Raw genomic sequence first — 10,103 nt, 5'->3', positions numbered from 1 at the left:
CGCCGTGCACGTTGACGATCTCGTGCGGCAGCTTGAACTCGGCCATCGCGGCCATGGTCACCGCGGCGAAGGCTTCGTTGACTTCCCACAGGTCGACCTGCTCGGCCGTCCAGCCGGCCTTCTTCAAGGCCTTCTGGATCGCGCCGACCGGTGCGGTGGTGAACCACTCCGGCGCCTGCGCGTGCACGGCGTGCGAGACGATGCGGGCAATCGGCGTGAGGCCACGCGCCTTGGCGGTGGACTCGCGCATCAGCACCAGCGCGGCGGCGCCGTCGGAAATGCTGGACGAGGTGGCGGCGGTGATGGTGCCGTCCTTCTTGAACGCGGGCTTCAGGCCGGGGATCTTGTCCAGTTTGGCCTTGAACGGGGCCTCGTCGCGCTTGAACAGGGTCTCGCCGCCCTTGCCGGCCAGCGCCACCGGGGCGATCTCCCAGTCGAAGCTGCCGTCTTCGTTGGCCTGCTTGGCGCGCTGGGTGGAGGCGATGGCGAACTGGTCCATGGCCTCGCGGGTGAAGCTGTACTTGCCCACGCACTGTTCGGCGAACACGCCCATGGCCTGGCCGCGCTGGTAGGCGTCTTCCAGGCCGTCGATGGCCATGTGGTCGTACATGGCGGTGGCGCCGTACTTCACGCCCTTGCGCGCGAACATCAGGTGCGGCGCGTTGGTCATGCTCTCCATGCCACCGGCCACCATCAGCTCGGCCGAGCCGGCGGCCAGCATGTCGTGCGCGAACATCATCGCGCGCATGCCCGAGCCGCACATCTTGCTCAGCGTGACGGCGCCTGTGCTGTCCGGCAGGCCAGCCTTGCGCAGGGCCTGGCGCGCGGGCGCCTGACCCTGGCCAGCCATCAGGCAGTTGCCCATCAGCACTTCGTCGATGGCGTCGCCCGGCACGCCGGCGCGCTCGACGGCAGCCTTGATCGCGACGGCGCCCAGTTCCCAGGCAGCCAGTGATGAGAAGTCGCCCAGCAGGCCCCCGATGGGGGTGCGGGCAGCGGATGCGATGACGATGGGATCGGCCATTTTTCGAGTCTCCTGTGATTGCCGTGATGAAAGAGCCGCGGCCCTCAGGCTGCCGCCTGGGCGCGCTGCACGGCGAAGCGCTTGCCCGGCTCATAGGGAAAAACGTCGTGCACATGGCCTGCGGCAATGCGCTGCTTGTGACCTTGCCAGAACGCAGCGTCCAGCAGGTCGGCATGGTGTTTCATGAAGACTTCGCGCACCTGCGGGTTGCCCAGCAGGAAAGGCGCGAAGGTTTCGGGGAAGACGTCCCGCGGCGCGACCGGCCACCAGACCTCGCCGGACATTTCCTCTTCCTCGTTGCGCGGCGCAGGCACGCGGCGGAAGTTGCAGTCGGTCAGGTACTCGATCTCGTCGTAGTCGTAGAACACGACCTTGCCCGCGCGGGTCACGCCGAAGTTCTTCCACAGCATGTCGCCGGGAAAGATGTTGGCCGCGACCAGGTCCTTGATCGCGTTGCCGTATTCGATCACCGCGTTTTCGAGCTGGATGGGCGTGGCGTCCTGCAGGTAGATGTTCAGCGGCACCATGCGGCGCTCGATGTAGACGTGCCTGATGACCAGTTCGCGCGGGCCTCCATGGCCTCCGTCGGACGCTCGCTCGGAAAACTCCAGCTGGCTGGGCGCGAAGTGGCGCAGTTCGGCCAGCAGCGCTTCGTCGAAGCGCGAGAGCGGGAAGGCCACGTTGGAGAACTCCAGCGTGTCGGCCATGCGGCCCACGCGGTCGTGCTGCTTGACCAGCAGGTACTTGCGCTGCACCTGCTCGCGCGTGGTGTCCTTCTGCTCGGGGAAAAAGTCCTTGATGAGCTTGAACACGAACGGGAAGCTCGGCAGGTCGAACACCAGCATCACCATGCCCTTGATGCCGGGCGCGATGCGGAAGCTGTCGCTGGAGTGCTGCAGATGGGCCAGGAAATCGCGGTAGAACAGGTTCTTGCCGTGCTTCTGCAGACCCAGCGCGTTGTAGAGCTCGGCGCGCGGCTTGCGCGGCATCAGCGAGCGCAGGAACTGCACATGGGCGCTGGGAATTTCCATGTCGACGAGGAAATAGGCCCGCGCGAAGCTGAACAGCATCTGCAGGTCGTCCTCGCCGAACAGCACCGCGTCGATCACCAGCTTCGGCGCGGCGCCCTCCGGCCGGTCCAGGTGCAGGATGGGCAGCGCAAACGGCGCTTCGCTGTAGCCGTTGACCACCTTGCCCACCACATACGCGCCCTTGTTCCGGTAGAACAGCGAGGACAGCACCTGGATCTGGAAGTTGGCCCGCGCACGGAACGGGCCGTCCTGGTCCAGCCGCAGCAGCATGGCGGCCAGCACCGCGTCCACGTCGCGCGCCAGGTCCTCGAACGCGACCTGCAGCCGGAAGTTGGTGATGACGCGCATCAGCGTGTCGCGCAGCGACTCGCGCGTCGGGTAGTAGCAGCGGTAGGTGGGCGTGGCGGCCGGCTCGTCGTTCTCGATGTATTCGGTCGAGATGGCGGGGCGCACGAAGATGAAGTCGTTGTGGAAGTAGTGCCGGTGCAGGATCTTGGTCGTGACCGAATTGAAGAAGGTCTCGGCCAGCTCGGGCTGGTGGTGATGGGTCAGCAGGCCGATGTAGTGCAGCTTGACCTGCTGCCAGATGCCCATCGCCAGCGTGCCGGCTTCGAACTCTGCCTGCAGCCGCTCGGCGGCCTCGGCCACGCGCAGGTCGTAGAACTCGATGCGCTCTCGCTGCGCGCGCTGCTGGCCGTGCCAGTCGGCCTGCTCGAAGCGCTGCTTGGCACTGGCGCTGGCCTCGCGGAACAGCCGGTAGTGCTTGTCGAAACCGTCCAGCAGCGCGCGGGCGATCTCATGGCCGCGGCTGTCGTCAAGCTGCTGCGGGAACAGGGTTTGACGGACAGGCGGGCGCATGCACGACTGAAGTTGCAATCAGCCCGCGGGCTGTTCGGCCATGTCGGGCGCGGCGCTGCTGTCTGCCGGCAATGCGGGCGACAAGGGCGCGGCAGCGGCCTGCGTTGACTCTGCCGCCAGCGGCGCGCCGAGGAAGCGGCGGTGGATGCCGGCCAGCGCCTTGGCATAAGCCTCGCCCACGTCAGTGGTGCCGGAGACGGTCATGCGCAAGTCGTCCAGCAGGCCGTTGTGCAGGCCGTAGACCCAGCCGTGCACGACCACTTCCTGCCCGCGCGCCCAGGCGTCCTGCACGACGGTGGTGTAGCAGGTGTTGCGGGCCTGCTCCAGCACGTTCAGCTCGCACAAGGCGTCCACGCGGTACTCGGCGGGCAGGCTCTCCAGGAAGCCATGGTGCATGCGGCGAACGTCCTTCACGTGGCGCAGCCAGTTGTCGACCAGGCCGTTGCGAGTGTCCAGCATCGCGGCCTTGACGCCGCCGCAGTTCGAGTGGCCGACGATGATGATGTGCTGCACGCGCAGGTGGTCGACCGCGAACTGGATCACCGAGAGCGCATTCAGGTCCGAGTGCGCCACCACGTTGGCCACGTTGCGGTGCACGAACAGCTCGCCGGGCAGCAGGTCCACCAGCTCGTTGGCCGGCACCCGGCTGTCGGCACAGCCGATCCACAGGTACTGCGGCGTCTGCTGCTTGAGCAGACGGCTGAAAAAGCCAGGCTCGCGGGCCTCGGTGGCGGCGGACCAGCGGCGGTTGCTTTCAAAGAGTTCTTCGAGGTGTTGGCTCATGGCAGGACGGCTTCAAAAGTCGATTCAGGCACAAGGCGCCAGCGGGACGGTGCCGGCTGGGCCACCGCGTTTGCTGCATTGCACCAAACGCCGGACGCGAGTGTAAGCACGGGGGCCTCTGGAAAGCATCAGGACTCAAACAGCCGCAGCACGGCGCGCAGCCTTGGCCCGGCCCGCCGGTTTCGCAACCGGCTCGGGCTTTGCCAGCAACTGCCGGCAACGGGCCTCATGCTGCTCGATTTCCGCCAGCGTGACCTGGATGTCCTCCAGTTGCTGGGCCAGCTGGCGCCGGTGTTCGGCCAGCACGCCGAGGAAAGCTTCCAGCTGCGGGCGGGCGTCTGTGCCGGAGTCGTACATGTCGACCAGCTGCTTGATCTCCTGCAGCGACAGGCCCAGGCGCTTGCCGCGCAGGGTCAGCTTGAGCCGGGTGCGGTCGCGCAGCGTGTAGACGCGGTTGCGACCGGCACGCGCCGGGGTCATCAAGCCCACGTCTTCGTAGAAGCGGATCGCGCGCGGCGTGATGTCGAACTCCTGCGCCAGCTCGGTGATGGTGAAGGTCGCAGCGGCTTCCGCACGGCCGTCGCCACCGGTGGCTTGGGCACGTGCGCGGGAGGGACGATCGGAAGCAGGCATGACGTGGATTGACGTTTACGTTAACGTGAACCGAAGTCTACGCGACTTGCCGTCTCGCAGGCGACAGGCAGGCTGGCAAAGTTGGCGGACCATCGCCTACCGCGCCGGGGCCTTGCCGTCGTGGTCGCGTCTCCAAGTTTTCTTTGTCGGATTCCCTGCCATGGCCAATGCCCTAGAAGCCCAGTTGCGCTACCCCTGGGGCGACACCCTGCCCGAGACCGGCCACGCGATGGAGGTGGCACCGGGGGTGCGCTGGCTGCGCATGCCGCTGCCGTTTGCGCTGGACCACATCAACCTCTGGCTGCTGCGCGACGAGGCCGAAGACGGCAGCCCCGGCTGGGCCGTGGTCGACTGCGGGCTGGACATTCCCGAGGCGCGCGAAGCCTGGACCCGGCTGTTCGCCCACGGGCTGGACGGCCTGCCCATCCTGCGCGTGATCGTCACCCACATGCACCCGGACCACCTCGGGCTGGCGCACTGGCTGTGCGCGCAATGGGGCTGCAGGATGTGGATCAGCGCCACCGATTTCTACTCCGCCGGCCAGGCCTGCCGCAGCGACCCCGAGCTGATGCGTGCGCAGGCCGAGAAGCTGTTCTCGCGCCACGGGCTGACCGACCCGCAGCGCCTGGCCGCCGTGCGCGCGCATGCCACCGGCTACGCGCACCTGGTGCCGCAGCTGCCCGATGAATACCGCCGGCTGCTGCACGGGCTGACGCTGCGCATTGGCCCGAACGACTGGCACTGCATCGTCGGCCACGGCCACGCGCCCGAGCACATCGCGCTGCACTGTCCTGCGCTGAACCTGCTGATCTCGGGCGACATGCTGCTGCCGCGCATCTCGACCAACATCAGCGTCTACGGCCACGAACCGGAGGCCAACCCGCTGCCGCTGTTCCTTCAGTCCATCGAGCGCTTCAGGCCACTGCCGGCGGACACGCTGGTGCTGCCCTCGCATGGCAAGCCTTTCACCGGCGCGCACCAGCGCATCGACCAACTGCAGGCCCACCATGCGCTGCAGTTCGACCTGCTGGTGGCCGCCTGTGCAGAAGCGCCGCGCTCGGCCGCCGAGCTGCTGCCGGTGCTGTTCAAGCGCACGCTGGACGTGCACCAGACCAGCTTTGCCATGGGCGAGGCGATTGCCCACCTGCACGCGCTGCAGGAGGCCGGCCGGCTGCGGGCGCTGCCGAGCGACGAAGACGGCGTGCTGCGTTACGTGCCAGTGCTGCCTGCAGCGCCCGCCATGCCTTCGCCGGCTGGCGCCGAGGTGTTGCTCGCTTCTCGATAAGGCGCGAACACATCGCGCAAGGCCGTGCCACCCTGCCCGCCGACCAGCGACTTCTCCAGCTCGGTCAGGTGGCGCCGCATCTCGGCGGCGGCCTGGGCGGGTGTGCCGACGGTGAGCGCGGCGATCAGCTCCTGGTGCCGGTGCGTGACGCAGCCCGGCCGGTCGCCGCGCTGGTAGAGCGCGATCAGCAGCGAGGTGGTGGGCAGCAGCTCGTCGATCAGGTCGATGAAGACAGGATTGCCAACCAGCTCGGCCAGTGCCTGGTGGAAGCGGCCGGACAGGCGGATGGCAGCGGCTGCGTCGCCGCGCACATGGGCCGCGGCTTCGGCCTGCACCAGACCGTTCAGCTCGCTGACCTGGGCAGCGCTGAGCTTGCCGGCGAGGCGGCGCGCGATGTCGCATTCGACGACGCGGCGCGCATCGAACACATGCGCCGCATGCGCCAGGTCCGGATGCGGCACCTGCGCGCCGCGGTTGTGCTGCAGCACGATGATCTGGTCGGCCGCCAGGCGTTGCAGCGCCTGGCGCACGACGGTGCGCGAGACACTGAAGCTCTCGGCCAGCTCCTCTTCGCGCAGCCGCGCGCCGGGCGCCAGCCGGTGCTCGATGATGGCTTGATAGATGCCCTGGTAGACCCGCTGGGTCGCCGTGTCGGCAGCTTCTGCCTTGCCGGCCTGGCGGCGGCGCGTGGCGCCATGGGCGACATGGGTGGGCATCTCGGCATTGTCCTCAATCACAAGCGCCCGGCGCAGCGCTTGGCTGGTGGCGCGCAAGGTCGCCTCAGGCCGCGCCACGGCGCCGCCAAAGCGCGACCAGCAGCAGCGTCAGGCCCATCACCGCAAACGAGATCACCGTGGTGACGGTGCCGAGTGCGTAAATCACCGGCGTGGTCACGGTCGTCGTCAGGCCCTGCAGCTCCAGCGGCAAGGTGTTCAGGTCGCCCATGACCTGCGAGCTGCGGGCGATCTCGTCCCAGCTCAGCGTGAAGCCGAACATGCCGATGCCGACCAGGCTGGGCGCGATCAGTGGCAGCACCACGTGGCGCAGCGCCTGCCAGGGCGTGGCGCCCTGGTCGCGCGCGGCTTCTTCGTAGGCCGGGTTGAAGCGGTTGAAGATCGCGAACATGATCAAGAGGCCAAACGGCAGCGTCCAGGTCAGCTGCGCGCCCAGGCCGGAACTGAACATGCCCAGCGTGCTGGTGAAGCCTTCGAGGAGGCTGGGCGCATGGGCTTCGAGCACGGTCTTGATGCCCGTGTCCAGCAGCCGGAACATCAGGCCCACGCCCAGCGAGACGATGATGCTGGGCATGATCAGGCTGGCGACCACGACATAGAACAGCGCGCTGCCGCCCGGCAGCTTCTTGCGGTAGGCCAGGCCCGCGAGCAGCGAGCAGACCACCGTCAGCACCATCACCGTGAGGCCCAGCGCCAGCGAGCGGCGCAGCGCGGCGCCGATGTCGATCACGCCAATGCCTTCCCACAGCTGCGCGAACCAGTGCAGCGACCAGCCGCGCATCGGGAAGGTCAGCCCGCCCTCGGGGCCCTGGAAGCTGAGCAAGAAGATGGCCAGCATCGGGCCGTAGAGGAACAGCACAAAGGCGGCGAAGACGGCGCCAAGCAGCCAGAAGCTGAGCGGTCTCGATTCACGACGCGGGACGGCGGCCATCAGAGTTCCTTCCTCAGGTTCACCAACCGCATCAAGGCCACGATCATCATCAGCACCACCGCCAGCAGGATCATCGCGTTGGCCGCGGCCAGCGGGAACTGCAGGTAGCTGGTCTGCACCTGGATGACCTTGCCGACCGAGGCGATCTGCTGGCCGCCCATCACGCCGACCGTGACGAAGTCGCCCATCACCAGCGCCAGCACGAAGATGGAGCCGATGATCAGCCCGGTCTTGGACAGCGGCAGCACCACGTGCAGCACCGTCTGCCAGGGCTTGGCGCCGTTGTCGCGCGCGGCCTCCAGCAGCGAGCGGTCGATGCGCATCATCGAGTTGAAGATGGGCACGATCATGAACATCGTGTAGAGGTGCACAAAGGCCAGCACCACCGAAAACTCAGAGAACAGCAGCCACTCGATGGGCTGCTCGATGACACCCATCGCGACCAGCGTGCTGTTGATCAGGCCGTTGCGGCCCAGCAGCGGCACCCACGAGATCATGCGGATCACGTTGCTGGTCCAGAAGGGCACGGTGCAGACGATGAACAGCACCGTCTGCATCAGCTGGCTCTTCACGTGGAAGGCCAGGAAATAGGCGATGCTGAAACCCAGCAGCGCCGTGATCAGCCAGGTCAGCAGGCTGAACTTCAGCGTGGAGCCATAGGTCTTCAGCGTGACGCAGACGTCTTCGCCGGCGGTGACCAGGCTGTGGCCGCAACCATTGAAGACATCGAGGTAGTTCTGGCCGGTGAAGGCCGGGATCAGTTCGTAGTCGGTCGCCTGCCAGGTGCTGACCATCGCGATCAGCGCCAGCGGCACGACAAAGAAGATGACGAACACCGCCGCCAGCGGCGCGGCCTGCAGCCAGGCCAGCAGGCTGCGGGACGAAGAGCGGCGTGTGCGAGTCATCTCGGTTCTCAGGACATCAGGCAGCCACGAACTCGTTCCACTTCTGAACCATGTACGTGTTCTCGTCCATGATCGCGTTCCAGCAGGCGATGCCGCCCATGCGGGCCTCGTAGCTGCCACCGTCACGCACCGCGCCGGCCTTGGCCAGCACGTCGCCGTTGGGCGACTTGATGTCCTGCGTGGCCGGCTTGCCTTCCATCCAGTAGGCCCACTCGTAGGCCTCCATCTTGGCCTTGGCGGTGTCCAGCACGGCGCTGTAGTAGCCCTGGCGGTTCAGGTAGGCGCCAGCCCAGCCGTCGAGGAACCAGTTGATGAATTCGTAGACGGCGTCAGCCTTCTTGCCGGTCACCGTCTTGGGAACGCCGAAGCCGGCGGCCCAGGCGCGATAGCCTTCCTTCAGCGGCTGGAAGGTGCAGGCAATGCCCTTGGTGCGCACCGCCGTGACGGCCGGGCTCCACATGGACTGGATCACCACTTCGCCCGAGGCCATCAGGTTGACCGACTCGTTGAAGTCCTTCCACAGCGAGCGGAACTGGCCGGCCTTCTTCGCCTCGATCAGGGTCTTGATCGTCAGGTCGATTTCCTTCTTGGTCATGTTCCCCTTGTCGGGGTACTTGTAGAGGCCCATGGCCTCGACCACCATCGCCGCGTCCATGATGCCGATGGACGGGATGTTCAGGATCGCGGCCTTGCCCTTGAACTCGGGGTTCAGCAGCTCCTTCCACGAGTCGATCGGGCGCTTGATCAGGTCCGGGCGGATGCCCAGCGTGTCGGCGTTGTAGACCGTGGGAATCAGCGTCATGAAGCCGGTCGCGTCCTTCGCGAAGGTCTTGCTGTCCGGCTTCTCCAGGTACATCACCTTCTTGGGCGCGGTGCCCTGGTCGCCGACCTTCTTGCCGGCGACTTCGCCCTTGGTGAACAGCGAGGTGATCTTGTCGGCGTTCTTGATGCGCTTCACATCAATGCCCAGCAGGTTGCCGGTGGGGATGATTTTCTTCAGCGAGAAGTACTCGGTGTCGATCAGGTCGAAGCTGTTGGGCGCGGTGACGGCGCGCTTGGTCACGTCATCGGTCGTGACCGGGATGTACTGGATCTTGATGCCGGTGTCGGCCTCGAACTTCTCGGCGATCTTCTTGTCCTGGTTCACCGCGGTGCCCAGGTAGCGCAGCGTGATCTTTTCCTGCGCGTGCACGTAGGGGAAGCCGGTGATGCCGACCGCTGCAACGCTGGCGTTCTTCAGGAAACTGCGGCGGCCGGCCGACGAGGCCTCGCCGGTCTGGGGCGTCGCGTCGACGGACGGCGTGACGGGCTGCGGCGGGGTCTGGTCCATATCGCTCATCGGGTTCTCCAGCAAACAGGCTGTGTGTGGGTGGGACGGAAAAGAGGGATCTGAATTCAGGCGGCCAGGCGAATCAGGCCGCCAGCGAGTGCGCGTCGGCCTCGGTCCAGTGCAGCGAAAGCTGCTGGCCGGGCGCGATGGGCTGCTGGTGGAACTTGGCGTCGGGCATGCTGGCGACCCAGGCGGCGGACGGCGCGTCGTCGTCCGCGGTCTCGGTGGTGCCCGGCTGCACCAGGTGCACCAGCACATGGTTGCCCTGGTATTCGATGGCGCGCACGACCACCGGCAGGCCACCAGCCGACGCTTCGCCGCCCGAGAGTTCGCAGCGGTCGCTGCGCACCGCGAGCTTGCCGCCGGGTGTGGTGATGACGTTGTGCGCGCCGATGAAGCGGGCCACGAATTCGGTGCGCGGGCGCTCGAAGACTTCGCGCGCCGGGCCGGCCTGCTCGATGCGGCCGTGGTTCATCACGACCACCAGGTCGGCCAGCGCCATCGCCTCCTCCTGCGAGTGCGTCACATGGACAAAGGTCATCCCGAGTTCCCTGTGCCAGCGCTGCAGCTCGGCGCGCATCTTGATGCG

General features: G+C 66.9%; 10 protein-coding genes. 1 reads left to right on the top strand and 9 read right to left on the bottom strand.

Features of this window, described 5'->3' with window-relative positions:
- The 4 genes from FKP22_RS11485 to FKP22_RS11470 form a co-directional block, all read right to left on the bottom strand.
- Positions 1-1,024 (bottom strand): acetyl-CoA C-acyltransferase (locus FKP22_RS11485; protein WP_141287629.1); only part of this gene is annotated, 1,024 nt, incomplete at its 3' end.
- A gap of 44 nt (positions 1,025-1,068) precedes the next feature.
- Entirely contained in the window at positions 1,069-2,889 is a 1,821-nt protein-coding gene (gene aceK / locus FKP22_RS11480) for a bifunctional isocitrate dehydrogenase kinase/phosphatase (RefSeq protein WP_141287631.1), read from the bottom strand.
- Between the two features lie 42 nt (positions 2,890-2,931).
- Positions 2,932-3,696 carry a carbonate dehydratase gene (can, locus tag FKP22_RS11475; protein WP_141287628.1) on the bottom strand — a complete coding sequence of 255 codons (765 nt, stop codon included), beginning with the start codon at positions 3,694-3,696 and terminating at the stop codon, positions 2,932-2,934.
- Positions 3,697-3,831: 135 nt separating this feature from the next.
- Complete coding sequence (locus FKP22_RS11470) at positions 3,832-4,329, bottom strand: MerR family transcriptional regulator (protein ID WP_141287627.1); 498 nt, start codon at positions 4,327-4,329, stop codon at positions 3,832-3,834.
- A 160-nt stretch (positions 4,330-4,489) separates the two neighbouring features.
- Between FKP22_RS11470 and FKP22_RS11465 the strand changes: the two genes are divergently transcribed.
- A complete protein-coding gene (locus tag FKP22_RS11465; RefSeq protein ID WP_141287626.1) occupies positions 4,490-5,614 on the top strand; it encodes an MBL fold metallo-hydrolase in 1,125 nt (374 codons plus the stop codon).
- On the opposite strand, the gene FKP22_RS11460 is transcribed toward FKP22_RS11465, so the two are convergent.
- The 5 genes from FKP22_RS11460 to FKP22_RS11440 form a co-directional block, all read right to left on the bottom strand.
- The gene (locus FKP22_RS11460; protein WP_141287625.1) at positions 5,539-6,330 is read right to left on the bottom strand and encodes a GntR family transcriptional regulator; all 792 of its coding nucleotides are present in this window, start codon (positions 6,328-6,330) and stop codon (positions 5,539-5,541) included. The genes FKP22_RS11465 and FKP22_RS11460 overlap by 76 nt on opposite strands.
- A gap of 64 nt (positions 6,331-6,394) precedes the next feature.
- Positions 6,395-7,279 (bottom strand): ABC transporter permease, encoded by an 885-nt coding sequence (locus tag FKP22_RS11455; protein ID WP_141287624.1) that lies wholly within the window; start codon positions 7,277-7,279, stop codon positions 6,395-6,397.
- A complete protein-coding gene (locus tag FKP22_RS11450) occupies positions 7,279-8,184 on the bottom strand; it encodes an ABC transporter permease (RefSeq protein WP_141287623.1) in 906 nt (301 codons plus the stop codon). Before FKP22_RS11450 ends, FKP22_RS11455 begins: the two co-directional genes overlap by 1 nt.
- Before the next feature lie 16 nt (positions 8,185-8,200).
- Positions 8,201-9,514, bottom strand: coding sequence for an ABC transporter substrate-binding protein (locus FKP22_RS11445; protein WP_141287630.1), 1,314 nt, complete (start codon positions 9,512-9,514; stop codon positions 8,201-8,203).
- Between the two features lie 82 nt (positions 9,515-9,596).
- Positions 9,597-10,103, bottom strand: a 507-nt coding sequence (locus tag FKP22_RS11440) for a TOBE domain-containing protein (RefSeq protein ID WP_141287622.1), incomplete at its 5' end; no start/stop codon positions are given.

The organism is Ideonella azotifigens (assembly GCF_006519715.1).
Taxonomy (GTDB): domain Bacteria; phylum Pseudomonadota; class Gammaproteobacteria; order Burkholderiales; family Burkholderiaceae_C; genus Ideonella; species Ideonella azotifigens.
The sequence above is the reverse complement of the archived record's forward strand: the minus strand, read 5'-3'. Positions and strand labels throughout refer to the sequence as shown.

Coding starts and splice junctions, on each gene's coding strand:
- can (WP_141287628.1), bottom strand. CDS start 3,696: ATGAGCCAACACCTCGAAGAACTCTTTGAAAGCAACCGCCGCTGGTCC.
- FKP22_RS11470 (WP_141287627.1), bottom strand. CDS start 4,329: ATGCCTGCTTCCGATCGTCCCTCCCGCGCACGTGCCCAAGCCACCGGT.
- FKP22_RS11460 (WP_141287625.1), bottom strand. CDS start 6,330: ATGCCCACCCATGTCGCCCATGGCGCCACGCGCCGCCGCCAGGCCGGC.
- FKP22_RS11450 (WP_141287623.1), bottom strand. CDS start 8,184: ATGACTCGCACACGCCGCTCTTCGTCCCGCAGCCTGCTGGCCTGGCTG.
- FKP22_RS11465 (WP_141287626.1), top strand. CDS start 4,490: ATGGCCAATGCCCTAGAAGCCCAGTTGCGCTACCCCTGGGGCGACACC.
- FKP22_RS11455 (WP_141287624.1), bottom strand. CDS start 7,279: ATGGCCGCCGTCCCGCGTCGTGAATCGAGACCGCTCAGCTTCTGGCTG.
- FKP22_RS11445 (WP_141287630.1), bottom strand. CDS start 9,514: ATGGACCAGACCCCGCCGCAGCCCGTCACGCCGTCCGTCGACGCGACG.